Origin of the sequence: Gemmatimonas phototrophica (assembly GCF_000695095.2) — a bacterium.
Taxonomy (GTDB): domain Bacteria; phylum Gemmatimonadota; class Gemmatimonadetes; order Gemmatimonadales; family Gemmatimonadaceae; genus Gemmatimonas; species Gemmatimonas phototrophica.
Genome location: NZ_CP011454.1, coordinates 196,868 through 214,754 on the forward strand (window position 1 = coordinate 196,868; position 17,887 = coordinate 214,754).

General features: G+C 64.9%; 11 protein-coding genes. 7 read left to right on the forward strand and 4 right to left on the reverse strand.

Annotated features, from left to right (window positions below; translation table 11 throughout):
* Window positions 1-159: 159 nt before the first annotated feature.
* The 4 genes from GEMMAAP_RS00880 to GEMMAAP_RS00895 are packed head-to-tail and all read left to right on the forward strand — an operon-like array spanning window position 160 to window position 7,077.
* Window positions 160-4,170: an AAA family ATPase gene (locus GEMMAAP_RS00880; RefSeq protein WP_026849050.1), complete on the forward strand. Its 4,011-nt coding sequence runs from the start codon at window positions 160-162 to the stop codon at window positions 4,168-4,170.
* A complete protein-coding gene (locus GEMMAAP_RS00885) occupies window positions 4,167-5,393 on the forward strand; it encodes an oxygenase MpaB family protein (protein WP_026849051.1) in 1,227 nt (408 codons plus the stop codon). The genes GEMMAAP_RS00880 and GEMMAAP_RS00885 overlap by 4 nt, the downstream gene beginning before the upstream one ends.
* Window positions 5,390-6,400 carry a hypothetical protein gene (locus GEMMAAP_RS00890; RefSeq protein ID WP_145978931.1) on the forward strand — a complete coding sequence of 337 codons (1,011 nt, stop codon included), beginning with the start codon at window positions 5,390-5,392 and terminating at the stop codon, window positions 6,398-6,400. The genes GEMMAAP_RS00885 and GEMMAAP_RS00890 overlap by 4 nt, the downstream gene beginning before the upstream one ends.
* Entirely contained in the window at window positions 6,397-7,077 is a 681-nt protein-coding gene (locus GEMMAAP_RS00895) for a DUF6989 domain-containing protein (RefSeq protein WP_026849053.1), read from the forward strand. The genes GEMMAAP_RS00890 and GEMMAAP_RS00895 overlap by 4 nt, the downstream gene beginning before the upstream one ends.
* Before the next feature lie 28 nt (window positions 7,078-7,105).
* Here GEMMAAP_RS00895 and GEMMAAP_RS00900 read toward each other — a convergent pair whose 3' ends face one another.
* Entirely contained in the window at window positions 7,106-9,652 is a 2,547-nt protein-coding gene (locus GEMMAAP_RS00900) for a TonB-dependent receptor (RefSeq protein WP_158514680.1), read from the reverse strand.
* 57 nt (window positions 9,653-9,709) lie between these two features.
* On the opposite strand from GEMMAAP_RS00900, the gene GEMMAAP_RS00905 reads away from it, so the two are divergent.
* Entirely contained in the window at window positions 9,710-13,123 is a 3,414-nt protein-coding gene (locus GEMMAAP_RS00905) for a serine/threonine-protein kinase (RefSeq protein WP_082821536.1), read from the forward strand.
* Window positions 13,124-13,165: 42 nt separating this feature from the next.
* The gene (locus GEMMAAP_RS00910) at window positions 13,166-14,212 is read left to right on the forward strand and encodes a dipeptidase (RefSeq protein ID WP_053333896.1); all 1,047 of its coding nucleotides are present in this window, start codon (window positions 13,166-13,168) and stop codon (window positions 14,210-14,212) included.
* A gap of 336 nt (window positions 14,213-14,548) precedes the next feature.
* Here GEMMAAP_RS00910 and GEMMAAP_RS00915 read toward each other — a convergent pair whose 3' ends face one another.
* Window positions 14,549-14,821 (reverse strand): Ada metal-binding domain-containing protein, encoded by a 273-nt coding sequence (locus GEMMAAP_RS00915; protein ID WP_026849055.1) that lies wholly within the window; start codon window positions 14,819-14,821, stop codon window positions 14,549-14,551.
* Between the two features lie 78 nt (window positions 14,822-14,899).
* Between GEMMAAP_RS00915 and GEMMAAP_RS00920 the strand changes: the two genes are divergently transcribed.
* Complete coding sequence (locus GEMMAAP_RS00920; protein WP_026849056.1) at window positions 14,900-15,592, forward strand: VIT1/CCC1 transporter family protein; 693 nt, start codon at window positions 14,900-14,902, stop codon at window positions 15,590-15,592.
* 69 nt (window positions 15,593-15,661) lie between these two features.
* On the opposite strand, the gene GEMMAAP_RS00925 is transcribed toward GEMMAAP_RS00920, so the two are convergent.
* Both GEMMAAP_RS00925 and GEMMAAP_RS00930 read right to left on the reverse strand, forming a co-directional pair.
* Window positions 15,662-17,032, reverse strand: coding sequence for a M28 family metallopeptidase (locus GEMMAAP_RS00925; protein ID WP_026849057.1), 1,371 nt, complete (start codon window positions 17,030-17,032; stop codon window positions 15,662-15,664).
* Between the two features lie 5 nt (window positions 17,033-17,037).
* Complete coding sequence (locus GEMMAAP_RS00930) at window positions 17,038-17,865, reverse strand: aldolase/citrate lyase family protein (protein ID WP_158514682.1); 828 nt, start codon at window positions 17,863-17,865, stop codon at window positions 17,038-17,040.
* Between the last annotated feature and the right edge of the window lie 22 nt (window positions 17,866-17,887).

A 17,887-nucleotide genomic window follows, 5' to 3' on the forward strand; every position in this document is an offset into this window, starting at 1 on the left:
TATAGGGACAGTTTCAAAGCAATGACGGTGATTGACTGATACCGCATTCTTTGGATGGCCGTACCATGGTGCCGACTTCACTGTCGAATGCTGACCTTGCCGCGCAGATACCAGACTGGGAGCTTACCCCAGTCCGCTTACTCCTCGTCGCCCCGCGCTGTGTCCTCTTCGTCCCCACTCGAAAGTTTTGCGCCGGTCGCGCTTGCCGCCCTGCTGGACGGCGACGCCGCTGATCCCGCACATCTGACGACTCGCGGGGGCGCGCTGTTCGTGGACATCGCCGGCTCCGTCTCGCTCGCGGAGCGGCTGATGACGCTGCACGGCGTGCAGGGGACCGCCGAACTGTCGCGCGTGTTGAGCGCCACTTTCGCGCCACTGGTGCATCTCATCCACGAAGCGGGTGGTGAAGTGGTGCAGTTTGCCGGCGACGCGCTGCTGGCGGTGTTCCCGGCCAACTATGCCCACGACGAATGGGCCGCCGTACAGGAAGCGATTGAAGCGGCCGAGCGCATGCTCGCGCTCGAACTCACGCGCGGGGTCACGCTCCGCGTGGGGGTAGGGGCTGGTGCCTTCACCATTGCCCGGCTTGGTGGCGATATGCACCAGTCGGAACTGGTGGTCTATGGCCCCGCGGTGGCCGAGTGTTTTGTGGCGGCCGCGTCCGCCCGGGTGGGCACGGTTGCGCTGGGCTCCACCGCCGCGGCGCGTCCGAATGCTGCGCAGTCGCCACCCCGCCCGCGCACCACGCAGTGGCGTGCTGCCCTGAAGCCCACCAGCGTGACGGCGTTGGTTCCGCGGTCGGTCCGCACACGCATTACGGAAGGGGCCGATCCGTGGCTCGCGGAATCGCGCCAGGTGACGGTGCTCTTTGCGCTTGTGCATGGCATCTCACTTGAGGCGCCCGAAGCGGTGCAGCAGCTGCATCACGTTACTGAAGCGTTCAAGCAGGTGGTGCACGAGCACAATGGATTCGTGCGTCACGTCAGCATTGACGACAAGGGCATCGTGGCCGTGGCGGCTTTCGGTATTCCGCCCATGGACCGCGAACCGCAGCCGGCGGATGCGCTCCACGCGGCCATGGCGTTGCAGACGGCCACCGAATCGCTGGGGTGCTCCGTTTCCGTGGGCATTGCCACCGGACGGGTGTTTTGTGGTGCCATTGGCGCCGAGTCGCGACGGGAGTACGCGGTGGTGGGACGCACGGTGAATCTGGCGGCGCGTCTCATGGGCAAAGCGCAGGGCGCCATTGTGTGCGACGAAAGCACGCAGCAGGCCGCCCACGCGATCGCGCGCTTTTCACCTCTCCCGCCTCTTCTGGCGAAGGGCTTTGCCGACGCTGTGGTGCCGCACCGGTTGGAGGCGCTCGACGACCCCACCAAGGCCGCGCTGCGCACGCCCACGCCGCTCTTTGGACGGGACACTGAGCTGCGTCGCCTTCTGGAAGTGGCGCAGGATGCCACGGCCGGCCGGCGCACGGTGCTCCTGGAGGGGGCGCCGGGGCTGGGCAAGAGTACGCTGTTGCGCGCCTTCGCCGATGCCGCAGCCCGTACCGGTACGGTGGTGCTCAAGGGACAGGCGCAGTGGAATCAGCGCGCCGCCTCGTATCACGCCTGGGTGCCCATTGTGCAGGAACTGCTGGGCGTGCAGGACGACCTGGACGCCGCACGGCGGCGCGAGACCGCCGAGCGGATGGCGGTGGGTGATGAGTCAGTGGCGCGTCGGTTGCCACTGCTCAACGACGTGTTGCCCGTGGGGCTGCCGGAAACGGAGTGGACCGCTGGTCTCGATGGCACGTCACGCGCGGAAGAAACCCGCGGACTGCTGCTCGATCTGTTGGTGCGCTATCGCGGTACGCGCACGCTGGCGCTGATCATCGATGATGCGCAGTGGTGCGATGGCGAATCGTGGGCCATGGCGCTGCGCGGATTGAACGATGTCTCGGGAATCCTGTTGGTACTCTCGGTGCGCGAAACACAGGCGATCCCGGTCGAAGCGCGCCGGCTGCTCGATGATCCGCGTACCACCGCCCTGGTGCTCGGCGCACTCGATACCACTGCCATCACTGCGGCCGCCGCCGTTGCGCTGGGGGTTCGCCGATTGCCCGCCGCCATTGGTCAATGGCTGCAGACGCAGGCGGGGGGTAATCCTTTCTTCGCGCGCGAGCTCGCGCTGTCGCTCGTGCAGCAGGGCGCGGTGGAAGTGGCTGACGGATTGGTGGTGCGCGCGCCGACCGCTGACGCGCTCTCGCGCATGGCACTACCCGCCTCCATGGAAGCGCTGGTGTTGCATCGCATTGATGCGCTCGATGCCACGCAGCAGGCGCTCCTCAAGATGGCGAGCGTGTTGGGCTTCACGTTCACGCGACAGGATCTGCACACCATCCATCCGGTTGCGGAGCGCGTGGATCGGCTGAACGACGATCTGGCGGCATTGGTTCGCGCGCAGCTCATTGTCTCCACCGAGCGTGGCTACGCCTTTGCGCACCAGATCATCGTCGACACCACGTATCGCATGATGGTGGGCGATCAACTGCGTCAGGCGCACGCGCAAGTGGCGGCGCTGCTGGCGGCCCGCGCCGGCGATGAACCGGGTGCCATGGCGGGGCAGGTGGCCTACCACGCTCTGGCGGCCGGCGACACCACGGCCAGCTTCCGATGGCTCTCCGCAGCCGCCGACGAAGAGCTGCGCAAGGGTGCCTTTCGCGATGCCGTATATCACTTGCAGCAGGCGCTGACGCTGGATGAGCAGTGCGGATATCCCATGGATACCACGCAACGGGCGCATTGGTATCGTTTGCTTGGTGATGCGCACGAAGGGTTGGGTGAAATGCAGGACGCGCAGCACAGTATGCAGAGCGCGCTGCTGCATCTCGGCATTACCCTGCCGGCGTCGTCCGGCGGCTGGCTGCGGTTGGCGCTGCGCGAGCTCCTGCGTCAGCTCACGCATCTGGTGCTCACCCCCAAGCCGTACCCGGCGGATAGTCCGGAGTGGCGACGCGCGCGGGACATTGCGCTCGCGATGATCACCATCTCCGAAGTGCAATACGGCGACAACAACGCCAATGGCATGGCGGCCATGATCTTTGGCGCGGCCAATTCCGGTGATCGCCTTGGCGAAGTGCCCGGTGTCTCGCGCGTGCTGGGGCTGGTGGGCGTCAGCTTTGCCATGCTCGGCGCCGCACCACTGGCGCGTCGCTACTTCGATCGGGCCGAACGCGTGGGCGCCAACATCGGTGACATGAGTGGCCGCGTGCGCACGTCGGTGGCTTATGGCTCGTGGGCCACGTGGACCGGCGGACTGGCCCGTGCCGCGGGCATTTTGCAGCACGCTCGCACGCAGGCCGAGACCCACGGCCTTCGGCGTGAGTGGGAGATGGTGGTTGGGGTGGATGCCAACGAACAGCTGGCGCGCGCCGATTACGAGGGCCACCGCAGCATGGGTGCGCTGCTGCTCACCACCTCGCGTGAACGTTCGCGTCCCTTGGGACGGGTGTGGGCCTTGCTCATTCTCTCCAGCAATCATTTGCGCACCGGCCAACTGGATGCCGCCGGCGAGGTGCTGGAGGAGCTGCGCGGCATTCCGGATTTGCTGGCGCAGGAGCAGGTGCAGGCCGACGGCAATACGCTCATGCTGGCGGTCCGTCGCAACGACTGGACGCAGGTGCGACGCATGGCGGACGTGGTGGCCGATGGGCTGGGTATTCGTCGGGTGGGCGGCAACCCGGCGGGGCCACGCATCGTGATTCCCTTTCACTGGCAGCCCTTCTGGGCGCATTCGGAAGCGCGCGTGGCGTTGCTGGAGCGCGCCTCACCGGTAGAGCGCGTGCAATTGCTGCGTGATGCCGACGCGGCGGCCCGAGCCCATGTCGCCTTCGGCAAGCAGTTCCGACTGGGAGAAGTGGGGGCGTTACTCTGTCACGGTCGTGTCCAGAGTCTGGCTGGCGCCGAGGCGCGCGCCAACCGACTGCTGGCGCGCGGCGTGGCGCTGGCCGAGGAGTTCGGCATGCCGTATGAATTGGCGCGGGGCATTGCCTTTCAGGGGTTGGCAGCGGCGGCCGGTAGCGCCGAACGTCGCCGGCTGTTGGCCGATAGTCGCCAGCGGTTTGCCGCCATTGGCTCGCGGTGGGAAGTGCAGCAGGTGGAACAGCTCATTGCCAGAGATCACGTATGACACAGAGCACGTGGACGGTTGAATCACTCGGTGAGGCCCGCCAGTGGGGTGACCCATTGGCCGCTGGTGCCGTGAGCGCCGCCTTTGGCCTTGCCGACGATATCGAGCTCGGCACGCGGCGCGTTGCCGACTTCATGCAGATGCTCGTGCGGGAGGAGGGGATCCCGCACGGCCAGATACCGCCTCTCGTGAAGGACTTTTTGGAGCAGGCAGCCGAGGTCCCGTCGTGGTACAGAGGGGAAAAACTGTTGGAAGGCGAGAAGCTGTTCATGGAGCACGGCCTGCTCAGTCTCGCCTCGCTGTTGCACGCCAGTTTGCCGGAGTGCTACCTCATGGAGCGCGGCGTGCATGTGCTCTATCTGACGCAGCAGCTCGATGCCCACGTGTTTCGCCGACTGCTGGAAACCGCACAGATGGTGGTGACGGTCATGTCGCCCGGTGGTATTCGCGAAGAGAATGGACGTCTCGTGGGCCCCGGTGTAAAGGTCGCGCTCAAGGTGCGGCTGATGCATGAGACCATGCGGCACCTCATTCAAGATGCCTCGGACGCGACGCCCAACACCCCGGCGCTGCGACTGTCGGAGGTGATGATCAAGTGCCCGTGGCAGCGTCAGCAGTGGGGGGCGCCCATCAATCAGGAGGATATGGCGTACACGCTGCTCACGTTCGGCTACGTGATTCCGCGTTCGCTGGTGCGGCTTGGGGTACCACTCGACAAGGATGCGCAGGAAGCCATCATGCACGCGTGGAATGTGGTGGGGCATGTGATGGGGGTGCATCACTCCCTCATGGCGCACACGTTGGCGGATGCCGAGGCGCTCTATGCCATGATTCAGAAAACGCAGGCGGCGGAGAGCGACATGGCGAAGGGGATGACTCGGAGTCTGGTACGGGTGGTGCGCGATCAGTTGCCGTTCTTCCTCCAGTGGGCGCCTCCGGTGCTCATTGAACATTTGTGTGGACCCGAGGCGGCGAAGATGCTGGGGGTACGCAACCAGAGTTTCTGGGGGCGCCTCTTTCACGGACCGGCATTACGGCTCCTGCGTTTTGTGCTCAAGCTGGAGGCGGTGTTCTTCAACAGTTCCAAGGCCGGTCGTTGGGTGCTCTTGCACTTCGGGGAGCATATGGTGCGCTTGCTGGCCCGGTTTCCCAAGGGGACACGCGACCGTTCGTTTGAACTGCCGCACGATGTGGCGGTGGCGTGGGGGCTGGCGCGGTCATGACGGTGCCAACAGAACAGTCCGAGTCGCACACCACGCAACTGGAGCGGGAGAGCCGCAGCGATGTGCGCATGCTGGTGGTGTTGCTGGTCACCCTGGGGGTGGCTGGTGCGCTGTCGCTCAATGCGGTCCAGGTTGCTCGGCCGGCAGTGGATCACCTCCACCAGCAGCCCAGCCCGAACGGATACACGTGGAGTACCGCGCTATTCATTCTCCCCTGTCTGGTGCTGGGCGCGTGGCTGTACCGGCACCCGAAGCTGGTGGTGCAGCGTCGTGCGGTGTCCTTTGGGTTGCTTGCCATCGTCCCGGTGTGGTGTGCACTCGATATCCTGCTGGGACGCACGTTCTTCAAGTTTCCCAATAAGGGTTCCACCATGGAGTGGTACTTCTGGGGATGGAAGCCGGGGAGCGGCTGGGCACGTGAAATTCCCATTGAGGAGTTCATTTTCTACATTGGCGGCGTTGCGGCCATTCAGCTCACGTATGTGTGGTGCAGTGAGTCGTGGCTCTCGCGCTATCGCGCCAGCGATGATGATCGTCGCCTGCTGGGTGGCAGCAAACTGCATCAGCCGCACTGGAGCTCCTTGCTCACCGGCGTGGCGCTCTTTGGTGCCGCCTGGGCCTACAAGGTGCTGGTAGCACATTCCACGGGCATCCCCGGGTACTTTGGTTTTCTGCTGTTGAGCAGCGTGTTGCCCATTTTCATTTTTCTCAATGTGGTGCGACCGCTCATCAACTGGCCGGCGTTTGCCGTGACCATGTTGTTGCTGGTGTTTGTGTCGCTCCTCTGGGAGGTGACGTTGGGCATTCCCTACGGCTATTGGGATTATCAGCAGGAGCAAATGATCGGCATCTTCATTCGGCCGTGGAACAATCTGCCGGTGGAGGAACCGCTGCTGTGGGTCGCGGCCGCGTGGCTCAACGTGATCGTGTACGAAGTCATTCAGCTATTGCTCGTTACGCGGCGATCACTCTGGTCGCTGGTGATGCCACACCGGAGCGCGACATGAATACTGCGGTTCCACTTACGCCGCTTGATCGCCAGCGCTGGCAGTTGGTGCTGGGCACCATGGCGCTGGGGATGGCCCTCATTCTGCTGGCCGCCAGGTTTCATCTGGGGTGGAAGGTTGCCGCCCTCAGTGCGCTGCTCATCAACGCGCTCTTGTTGTGGCACGCCTTGGCCCGCAAGGACGCCCTCTTTCTGAAGCTGTTTGTCTTTGGACTGGTGGCCGGTATCGCCGAATTACCCTCCGACTGGTTCTCGGTGTCGGTGAAGGGCGTGCTGTCGTACCCCGGCGGTGAGCCCATGGTATGGACCAGCCCTCTGTACATGCCGGCCGGCTATTCGGTGCTGCTGGTGCAGTTTGGCTGGGTGGGGTGGCGCACACTGCACCGCTTCGGACTGGCCAAGTCGGTGCTCATTACCGGTGTGGCGGGCGGCGCCATGGTGCCGGTGTACGAGTATTTGGCGCACAGCGCCAACTACTGGACGTATCAGAACACCGCGATGCTGTTCAACACCGTGCCGTATTACATCCCCGCGGGCGAGTTTGTCTTCATGGCCGCGGTGCCGTTCATGCTGCGCAAGCTGGATCGTGGTGGTCTGGGTACCGCGACTGTGCTGGGTGTGCTGGAAGGCGCCATCATGTTTGTGGCGTGGTGGGCCTCGTTCCAGCTGCTGCAGTAGCGAGCCGCCGCGCCGCGTACACCCGGAGTTACCAGGTGTACGTGGCGCGTCCCAGCACGCGTCGCCCAATGACCGACGCACCAAACGCTTCGTAGCGTCGCTGATCGAGCAGGTTGGTGGCGACCAGCTGCAGTCGTACGCGCGGCGACAGCTGATGACCGGCCACTACATCAATCACCTGTCGGGCCGGGACTCGCCCGTTATAGAACCCGCTGCGCCACGCATAGCTCTCCACCAGACGTGTGGTGACGCTGGCATCGGTGCCGCCCGGCGCGCGATAGGTAAGTGTCACGTTGCCCATGTGCGTGGGCGTATTGGCCAGCAGCGTGTCGCCAACCACAAACGTGTTGCGCTGCACTGACGCGCGGAAATACGCGGCGTTGGCTTCGAGCGTCAGCCGGCTGGAGAGCGGATACCCCACGGAGAGTTCACCGCCCCACTCAGTAGCACGGCCGGCATTGCCCAGTGACAGCACATAGGCGCTGCCGCCGTTGGGCAAACGGGTGAGCCCGGGTCCCAGCACACCGAGGGCGGCGCTCTGCAACGCGCTGCGCGCGGCCTCGGGCACCGCACTGGGTGCCGTCCACGGGGCGTACAGCGGGTTGGCGCCGGCCATCAGATTCGTCACGAAATTCGTGAGGGTGCTGTAATACGCGTCGACGGTGACAAAGCCTTTACCGCCGAGCGGGCCTTTGTAGCCCAGCTCTGCGCTGCGCACCTTTTCCACCGCCAGGTTGCGATTGCCAATGGCGAGGACCGGTACCGCGGCCGAGTTGGTGAACAGGGTGCCGTTGGGCACGCCCCCCAACGCCGGGCCAAGGGGCGAGAGGCGGAGCCCCTGCTCGAGCGCGTTGAGGTCAAGCGGCGCACCCGCGGGCTGCTCAAGAAAACGCTCGACGGGGTTGGGCGTCTGGAACGCCTGATTCCAGGTGAGCCGTACCCGCTGCGATGTGGTGGGCGACCACACCAGTGCCGCCTTGGGCGACCATTGGGCCGTGTAGAGATTGCTGCCGTCGTAGCGGGCCGCGCCCAACAGCTCCCACGTGGGGGCGAGTTTGTAGCGCAGCTGTCCAAAGAGCGCGGCGTAGGAGTCGCGGCGATCGTCGTCGGCCGCGGAGAGGAAGGTGCCCTTGGAATCGATGGACACGGAGCGCAGCGAGGCACCGGCCACCCACGAGCCGCGCGTGCCGGCAAAGGGACGATTGAGCTGTCCTTCCACGTGCCAGATGTCGTCGTCGTCGAGCTGCGGCAACCCGGAGGCGAGGCTCCATTGATCGCCGGAGCGACGCCCCGAGTAGTAGGCCATGAGGTTGTACCCCTGCGCATCGAGCGCCACGCGGCCCCACGGGCGCAATGCGCTGGCAATCTGACTGCGCCCGGCACCAGTCATGAACACCTGATTGCGAATCTCCGCCGTGCCGGCTTCGGCCGTGAGCACGGCGCCATTCTCGCGATAGTAGTCGAGGCGGGCCGACCCGTACGCACTCGACATGGGGTCGGGGGTGCCGGTTGTGACGCCGGGGAGTCCCGGCGCGCCGCTCTTGGTTTGGCCAATGAGTGGGCGCACCTCGAAGCCGGGGAGGGGCGCGGCAATGGTGTAGCGCGAGGTATCAATGGCTGCCGCGTATTCGCGCGCGAGGGCGCCGGGCTGCGTGCGCGACGCATCCCAACTGTCGCTTTGGTTGTATCCCGCGTTGAGGCGCCAACCCCAGCGGCCGTTGTCACTGGCTGAGGCATGCTGCACATCGGCGCGCAGCGTGCCCAGTTCGCCACCGCCCACCGCCAGCATGGAGCCGCGCGCATCACGCGGCGCCGGCGAAATGATGTTGAGCACGCCACTGAACGCATTCGCCCCGTACAACGCCGACCCGGGCCCGCGCACAAACTCGGCGCGTCCCAGCGCCTCGAGTGGCAGCGACATGGCCGACCATTCCTGCGCCGACAGCGTGGGAATGGCGAGGTCGCGTCCATCCTGCAGCACGAGCACGCGGCGGGTGAGGAACGAATTGAAGCCGCGCGCGCCCACATTGAAATCGTTGATGCCGTTCTGTGGCGCGAACACGCCGGGCATGGAGGCCAGAACCTGCGGCAGTTGCCCGGTGACCGACGCGTCGGCGAGTCGAATGGCGTCGGCAACGGCGACGGCGGCGGGCGCGTCGACAATGCGCTCCGGTGAACGTGAAGCGGTCGTCACAACCAGCGTGGAGGGCAATACCACGGAGACGGTGCTGAGCGCCGCGTTCACCGTAAGGCTATCGCGCGCCGGCACCGTGACCGTGGTCTGCCACGCCTGGTAGCCCATGCCGAAGAACATGAGGGGGACGGATCCGCCGGGAATCACGAGGCGGTACTGTCCCAGCCGGTCGGTGAGAACCCCCACTGCGCTCCCGGCTACCCGCACATGGATACCGGCCAGCGGCGTACTGTCGGCGGTGGCGATGACCCGGCCGCGAATGACGCCGGACGACTGGGCGCCGAGCGGTGAGGCGGGCAGTAAGGCGACCGTAAGGGCGCACGCCAGAAGCAGCGACGGCACCCGAAGGAGACGACGGCAGGACAGCGAAAGGGCAGGCATCGGACCGCGATGTAGAGAGGCGAGGCACCACACCGTGCGGGCATTGGTGCACGGCACATGGTAATTGCACCGGAACGGTGGGGAGTTCAACTGCTCATACGGTTTGGGTTTCCATCTACGGCGGTTCAGGTTTGGACCTGCCACAGCGGTTCTGGACGGCCACTGCGGTTTTGGACGACCACTGCAGTTGAGGAACACGGCGGTTGGGGTGGAGATGGAAGCGCCCGCCGGCTTCGCCGGGCGGCACTTTCCGCAGAAACCCGAACTGCTGTGCTCCTCAACTGCAGTGGCAGTCCAGAACCGCTGTGGCCGTGCCATGCCAGTTGCCGACCCCCGGATCTCTGCTGCAGAATTGGCCATGTCCATTTCCCGGATCTGACATTGAGCGAACTGCAGGATACCCTGGGACAAGTACTGCACACGACTCATCGCGTCGTACGTGAGCTTGGCGGCGGCGGTATGTCCCGTGTCTTCTTGGCGGTTGAAACGGCACTCGATCGCGAAGTCGTTGTCAAAGTGCTGCCACCCGAAATGGCGAGTGGGGTAAGCACCGACCGCTTCCGCCGTGAAATGCAGATGGTGGCCAAGCTGCAACACCCGCACATCGTGCCGGTGCTGAGCACCGGAGCGGTCGGAGATCTGCTCTATTACATCATGCCGTACATCAGCGGCGAATCCCTGCGGATGCGCCTGCAGCGGGAGGGAGCCCTCCCCGTTGAGGCCAGTGCGCGCATGCTGCGGGAGGTCGCCGATGCACTCAACTTCGCCCATGGTCATGGCGTGGTGCACCGCGACATCAAGCCGGACAACGTGCTGCTGTCGAGTGGTCACGCGCTGGTCACGGATTTTGGTGTGGCCAAGGCACTGAACATTGGCGCAGAAACCGGGGCGGATCATTCGGCGCTGACGTCGATCGGTTTGGCGATGGGCACTCCTGCCTACATGGCTCCTGAGCAGGCCATGGCCGACCCACTCACGGACGGTCGCGCCGACCTGTACGCATTCGGCGTGATGGCGTATGAAATGCTGGCGGGGCAGCAGCCCTTTACCGGTACGAGCCCGCAGGCATTGATTGCGGCGCATTTGACTCGTGAACCGGAGTCGTTGCGCGTCTACCGCAGTGCGGTCTCACCGGCGCTCGATGCCCTCGTACTCAAGTGCCTTGCCAAGCGGCCAGCCGATCGCTTTCAAAGTGCCGCGGAGCTAGTGCCACTGCTCGATGGTTTTGCGCACGCCACATCTGCGGCAACTGCACCAGCGATGGCTACACCTTCGCCTGAGCATGGTCAGCGCGCCCATGCACCCTCGAAGAGGTGGGTCCTGCCTGCGCTGAGTACGCTCGGCATCGCCGCCGCAACGTGGACACTCCGCCAGCTCTTCGGGCTCCCTGACTGGATCGCGGCCACCGTCTTTGGAGTCGCGCTGATTCCGGTGGTGATGACCTACCTGTTCCGACGGAGACTTCCCGGCCCGGTGGTTGTGGCTCCCACATTGGCACGGCAGCGCATGCTGCTGGCCACTGCATGGAGCGGCGTCGTGCTGGTCGCGTCAGCTGGTGCGCTCTATGGGCTCAAGGCACAAGGGATTGGCCCCTTTGCCACGCTCCTGACGGATGGCGCCATCGCTGAACGTGATCGACTGCTGGTGGCAGACGTGGGCAATGCCACCACCGACAGCACGCTGGGTGTTGCACTCACGGAGGCGCTTCGCATCGACCTGTCGCAATCCAAGGTCATGCGCCTTATGGCTCCCACCGAGATTCGTGACGGGCTGCAGCGCATGCAGCGCGATGTCCAGGGTACTCTCACCGCCGACATTGCTCTGGAGTTGGCCGCCCGTGAAGGGGCGAAGGTAGTGGTTTCCGCCGATGTCGCACCATTCGCCGGTGGCTTTGCGCTGTCGGCCCGCGTGCTCGATGTGCAAGGACAAACACTGTATGCCACGCGCGCCACGGCCAACACGCCAGCGGAGATCATTCCCGCCGTGGAGACACTGTCGCGGGCCATCCGTGGGGCGATCGGTGAATCGCTGCGAAGCATCCGGGCCACCGCGCCGCTGGCCAAGGTGTCCACGTCGTCCCTCGAGGCATTGCGGTTGTACTCGGTCGCCGAGCGCAGCCGTCAGACGGGTGAAGACGTCGATCGATTGCCTATGTATCGCCAGGCCGTGGCATTGGATTCCACCTTCGCCATGGCCTGGCGCGGGATCTACGCCGATCTGAATAACCTGCGCGGCGATCCAACCGGGAGATTGGAGGCGGCGGATCGGGTCTTCCGCTACAAGGATCGATTGCCAGCCAAGGAAGCGCTCTACGGCGAGGCGCTCTATGCGTCCATCCAGGGCAACCTCGAGGAAACAGTGGCGGTGTACCGGCGTATTGCCGTGCAATGGCCCGATGAGGTGACGGCTCGCAACGGCATTGGCCTCTATCTGCGAGCGCTGCTGCGCTACCCGGAATCAGAACGCGTGCTCACTGAGCTCGTGCAGTCAGGCAAGGCACCGGCCTCGTCGTACTACAATCTCGTCACCACCCAGATTCCGCAGGGGAAGTTCAAGGAGGCGGAGCGCACGCTGCTGCAAATGCAGCAGAAATTCCCCGTTTCCCCGCAGCGTTGGCAGGCAGGGTACTTTCTGGCGAGCGCCACGAATCAGTTCCCCAAGGCTCTGGCCATGGGCGATTCTCTGACCACCGCCGGCGGAGCCGGGTTCCGCTATTGGGGCCACCTCTACCGAGCGGAAGTCTTCTGGCTGCAGGGGCAAATGGCCAAAGGGCGGCGCAGTACCATTGGTGCCCGACAGGCCCAGCGGGATCAGCAGAATCCCGGGACTGCACTACGGACGGAGTTGTGGGAGATCTTCACCGATCTGCAGCTGCGTGGCGACACCACCGCAGCACGCGCGCTCACGAAATCAGCGCTGACGAATACCGTCTTTGACTCGTTGCCACTCGCCAGTCGCCCGTGGGGAGATCTGGTACGCTTGTACGCCGCCATGGGGCAAACGACTGAGGCAAAGGCGCTGTTCGCCCGCTATGAACAAGCCATGCCGGAGCTGTGGCGGAACGATGACGCGAGCATGGAACGCGGTCTCGCGCAACTGGCCTTGGCAGAATCGCGTGCCGAGGTGGCGGTACCATTGGCGCGAAAAGGGGCGGAGGGATGTGACGGATGTTCGGGTGACCTGCTCGGACAGGCTTTCGAACGTCTGAATCAGCCCGATTCAGCGATTGCTGCCTACGAACGCGCCCTGCGCCCTCCGACATACGGCTCGGGGTTTCAGAACTGGCGTCCGGCCATCGTGCCTCGTACGCTGTTCCGCTTGGGTGAGCTGTACGAGAAGGTGGGCAACAAGAAACTGGCCCGTGATCGCTACGCGGCATTCGTCGATCTCTGGCAGCAGGCCGACCCCGAATTGCAGCCGGCCGTCCGTGCGGCCCGCGAACGGCTTCGTGCGCTGTCCACCGAAGGGTGATCGTACCCGGCCGTTGCAGGCCACCCCAACCCTCGCCCCGCCATGCTCTCCCGACGTGAGTTTCTGTACGGCAGCCTCCTCGCCACAGCAGCCACCGCACTGAGACCTCAACAGTCTCAACTGCCGCCCATCTCGTTTGATCTGCACACGCATCCCGGGGCCTTCTTCAACAAGGGGAAGCCGGGATATGTCGGCGACGATTCGCTAGGTGGTACCGTGCGGGGCATGCGCGGCGGTCAGCTCACGGGCGCGTTCTTCAGCTTGGTGGGGGATGCCCCACTCATTGAGCTCACGCCCACCGGCGTGAAAACCCGCGGCGCGTACTCCCCGGGAGAAGCGGTGGTGGAGTATGCGCGGCAACTGCGCTTGCTACGCGCACAGCTGGTGGGGACGCCGGCGTTCATTGCCACCCAATCCAACGATCTGCTGCGCGCGCAGCGCGAAGGCACCGTGGCCGCGTTCCTTGGCTGCGAAGGTGGCGAATTCCTGGACGGCGACGCGCAGCGCGTGGATGTGTTGTATGCCGATGGCATTCGCTCGCTGCAAATCGTGCACTATGTACCCAGTGCGCTCGGCGATCTGCAAACGCAGCCGGCGCAACATCAGGGGCTGTCCACACTCGGCAAAGCGGTCGTCGCCCGGTGCAACGCCCGCGGCATGCTCATCGATGTCGCGCATGCCTCCATGCAGACAGTGCAACAGGTCGTGGCCCTCACCACGGCGCCCATCATTCTGTCACACAGCATTCTGTCCATGGACAGCAGCCGTCTGCTGGCCGCACGCTCCATCAGTGTGGAGCACGCCAAACTGGTTGCGCAAACCGGCGGCGTGATTGGCGCCTGGCCCAGCGGTTTCAACAAGAGTTTCGATGAGTTCGTGGACAACACCAAACGACTCATCGACACGGTTGGCGTTGACCACGTGGGACTCGGCACCGATATGGACGGCAATCTCGAGCCGGTCTTCGCCGATTACAACAAACTCGGCGCCTGGGGAGCGGCCTTGCAGCAGCGCGGCTTTTCGCGCGGTGAGGCCGAAAAGGTCCTCGGCGGCAATATGCTCAGGGTGCTATCCACGGTCATTGGCTAGCAAACGCCACTGCGGTTCAGGTTTGGAACATCCACTGCAGTCTTTGGACGGCCACTGCGGTTCCGGACTGCCACTGCAGTTGAGGAGCACGGCAGTTTGGGTTTCTCCGGAAAGTGCCGCCCGGCTGCGCCGGGCCGGCACGCTTTGGCGGTTGGAGTAACCACAACCGCAGTGGTCGTAACGCAACCACCAAGGAAATGCGCCCGCCCGGCGAAGCCGGCGGGCGCTTCCATTTCCACCCCAACTGCCGTGTTCCTCAACCGCAGTGGTCGTCCCAAACCGCCGTGGCCGTCCAGAACCGCAGTGGCAGGTCCAAACCCGAACCGCCGTTGCGGATTACCGTGCCGACGACTGCTTCCACACTTTGTATTGCTCCGGCATGCACACCGCACACGGCCGATAGCCGGCGACAATGGCCGTGGCTTCGTCGGCGAAGAAGACGCGCTGCTGCTCGTAGCTGCGGCCGGTGCCGAGAGCACGGCGGGCGGCTTTGCAGTCCAGGCGCCCATAGATGCGATTCTTGCGATGTCCGCCTACGGTACCCTTGGTGGGGCTCGAAACGGAGCTGCCGTCGGCAGTGATGAGGCGGTACAGCTTCTCTGAGGTCATCCCGGTAAGTTAGTGCAGAATCATCCCAGTGGATGGGTGCGGCTGCGAACGCAGGATTTCTCAGGCTGGAGTAGTGGTATGCCGCGACATGTGGAAGCACATCGACTCGATCGCGTGGGGTGGCTGCGCGCGGCGGTGCTGGGCGCCAACGACGGCATTGTCTCCACGGCCAGTCTGGTGGTAGGGGTGGCGGCATCGGGCGCCGACCCGGCCGCGGTGGTGGTGGCGGGAGTGGCGGGGCTGGTGGCGGGCGCCATGTCGATGGCGGCCGGCGAGTACGTCTCGGTAAGCTCTCAGGCCGATACCGAAGCGGCCGACACGGCTCGCGAAACGCGGGAGCTGGCCGAGGACCCGGAGCAGGAACTCGACGAATTGGCCGGCATTTACGAAGCCCGCGGGCTCGACAAAGCGCTCGCGCGGCAGGTGGCCGAACAACTCACGGCGCGTAATCCGCTCGAAGCCCATCTGCGCGATGAGTTGGGCATCTCGGAGCACCAGCGGGCCCGGCCGCTGCAGGCGGCGGTCGCGTCGGCCGGTACCTTCGCCGTGGGCGCTGCGGTGCCGCTGGCCATGGCCTGGGTCACACCGGCGGCGCTGGCGGCCTGGGTCGTGACCGCGGGATCGCTGGTGCTGCTCGTGCTGCTGGGCGGTCTGGCCGCCCGGGCCGGTGGCGCGAGTGCGCTCACCGGGGCCTGGCGCGTTGGGTTCTGGGGGGCGTTTGCGATGGGGCTGACCTATGCCGCCGGCAAACTGTTTGGGGCGGTGGTGTAACCGCCCCGTCCATCGTGAGCCTTCGCTATCCCATTATAGAGCCATTATCAGATCAGTATCAGATCAGTATCAGCGTAGCGACTGCTCCAGATCGGCCGCGATAAACGCCATCACCGCCATGACGGCCACGCAGCGCTGCACTTCTGTGGGATCCAGCTTGTCGGGCGTATCCGCGTCGGTGTGGTGAAACCAGAAGTAGCGACTGCCATCCACTTCGAGCCCCATCCCCGGCACGCCGGTGGCCATGATGGGGCCAATGTCGGCGCCACCACCACTGGGGCCAATCTTGCCGGCCCCAATGGGCGCCAGCAGTGAGCCAATGGCTTCAATGGCTTTGCGCGCCTCGGGCGTGCCGGTAAAACCGAAGCCCAGCGGGTTGAACACGCCGCCATCGCTTTCGATGGCCAGCTGATGCGGCTCCTGCTTGTGCATGTCGCGATACGCGTTCCCCCCGCGCATGCCGTTCTCTTCGTTGGTCCACCCCACCGCGCGAATGGTGCGACGCGGTGTGAGCCCCAGCTTCTTGAGCAGTCGCAACGCTTCCCACGCCACGACCACCCCACCAGCGTCGTCCATGGCGCCCTGACCCACGTCCCACGAATCAATGTGGCCGCCCATGACCACGATCTCGTTGGGACGCTCACGACCACGCAGTTCACCCATCACGTTGTGGCTCTGCGCATCGGGGAGCGTTTGTGCGTTCATGCGCAACGTGACGCGCACCGGCTGTCCGCGTGCGATCATGCGCCGCATCATCATGGCATCTTCGGCGGTCACACTGGCGTGTGGAATTTTCACAACGGTGCTGTCGTAGCTCATGCTGCCAGTGTGCGGCGTGCGCATGCTGTACGGTCCTGCCGCGCGAGCGAGACTCGCCACGGCGCCCACCTTGGCCGCGGCAATGGCCCCCAACCGGCGGAACGAACCGTTGTAGCCGTAGTCCCGCCACTCGGCGTCGTACAACACGATCTTTCCTTTCGCCTCACTGGCTCGCTGCGTGAGCTCTTCAAAGCTGGCCACGACCATGACGTCGGCGGTGATGCCCTGTGCCGGCGTGCCAATGCTGCCACCCAGTCCCAGCATGGGCAGCTTCTGCATACGTGGGGCCACGAGCTCCAGTGACTCTTCGCCGCGCACCCAATGCGGCACCATCACTGGTTCCTTGCGCACGTTGGCCAGGCCATCATGCGTCATCGTTTGCACCGTCCAGTCAATCGCCTGCTCGAGGGCTACGCTCCCCGACAGTCGATGTCCAAAGCGATCGGTGAGCTCCGCAATTCTGTTCCACGCCCCCGCGCTGTCGGCTTGCGCTGCAGCAATGATGCGATTGGCGATGTCACGGTACTTGGCCGGAATGTCGGCCGCTGGCTGCGCGCCCAGTGGCGCCGTGAGCAGCGTGCCAACGAGGGCGGCGAGTGTGCCGGTTGCAGTGCGAATCATGATGCTCACTTCCGCTTGGCCAGTTCACGACCCGTGCGAATGATCGCATCAGTCTGTTCGGCGGTGCCGGCCATGAGCAAGCCGAGATAGCCCTTGGCGAGACGATCGCCAATGGTTTTGTCGTTTGCCGTCATCATGCTGGGCATCCCCAGCTTTGCACCGGCGTCGCGCACATTCTTGCACGCCGTTTCCGCGCCCGGGGCATCACCACCCATGTCGCGCGTGAGACTGCCAATGCCACACGACAACAGGCTGTATCCCGGCACTGCCGCAATCGCCTGCATCTCGGCCACCGCGCCCTTGTCTTCAATCATGAGCATCGCGATAACGGTGCCCGCGGGGTTCTTGGGTGACCACACATTCGCCCTGAGGTCCGTGAAGAAGCTCACGGCGAGCGCCGCTTCACTCGCGCTGCGCACGTGCGGAATGACCACGCCTTCCGCGCCCAGCGCCAGCACTTCCTTCACGCGCGCGCGGGTAAGTTCGGCGCCGGCCGCCTCAATGGTGGGAATGCGCACCAGCAACGTGGGGTGTCCGCTGCTGGCCTTGAGCCCGGCCACCATGGCCTTCACCGCCTCCACATCGTAGGCGCCTTCCAGATTGAGAAAGAGATAGTCGTGTAGCGGGTTGGCGCCGAGCGCCTTGGCGCCATCCGCCGTGTAGAGTGGCGGAAGTCGTTTGCCATTGGCGTCGGTGGCGCCGGGGGCCCGCTCGCTGGGCACGAAGATGCCAAAGGCGGGGGACCCTGCTTTCCAGAGCGTGAGGGCTGATGAGGACTGCGCCGAAAGGGCGGCAGGCAGCAATAGGGAAGCCAACAGGAGGGGGAGGCGCATATGGGCGGCGGGAAGGAGAGCC

Excerpts from the sequence above, each read along its gene's own strand:
- GEMMAAP_RS00885 (WP_026849051.1), top strand. The coding sequence starts at position 4,167 with ATGACACAGAGCACGTGGACGGTTGAATCACTCGGTGAGGCCCGCCAG.
- GEMMAAP_RS00890 (WP_145978931.1), top strand. The coding sequence starts at position 5,390 with ATGACGGTGCCAACAGAACAGTCCGAGTCGCACACCACGCAACTGGAG.
- GEMMAAP_RS00895 (WP_026849053.1), top strand. The coding sequence starts at position 6,397 with ATGAATACTGCGGTTCCACTTACGCCGCTTGATCGCCAGCGCTGGCAG.
- GEMMAAP_RS00900 (WP_158514680.1), bottom strand. The coding sequence starts at position 9,652 with ATGCCTGCCCTTTCGCTGTCCTGCCGTCGTCTCCTTCGGGTGCCGTCG.
- GEMMAAP_RS00905 (WP_082821536.1), top strand. The coding sequence starts at position 9,710 with ATGGTAATTGCACCGGAACGGTGGGGAGTTCAACTGCTCATACGGTTT.
- GEMMAAP_RS00910 (WP_053333896.1), top strand. The coding sequence starts at position 13,166 with ATGCTCTCCCGACGTGAGTTTCTGTACGGCAGCCTCCTCGCCACAGCA.
- GEMMAAP_RS00915 (WP_026849055.1), bottom strand. The coding sequence starts at position 14,821 with ATGACCTCAGAGAAGCTGTACCGCCTCATCACTGCCGACGGCAGCTCC.
- GEMMAAP_RS00920 (WP_026849056.1), top strand. The coding sequence starts at position 14,900 with ATGCCGCGACATGTGGAAGCACATCGACTCGATCGCGTGGGGTGGCTG.
- GEMMAAP_RS00925 (WP_026849057.1), bottom strand. The coding sequence starts at position 17,032 with ATGATTCGCACTGCAACCGGCACACTCGCCGCCCTCGTTGGCACGCTG.
- GEMMAAP_RS00930 (WP_158514682.1), bottom strand. The coding sequence starts at position 17,865 with ATGCGCCTCCCCCTCCTGTTGGCTTCCCTATTGCTGCCTGCCGCCCTT.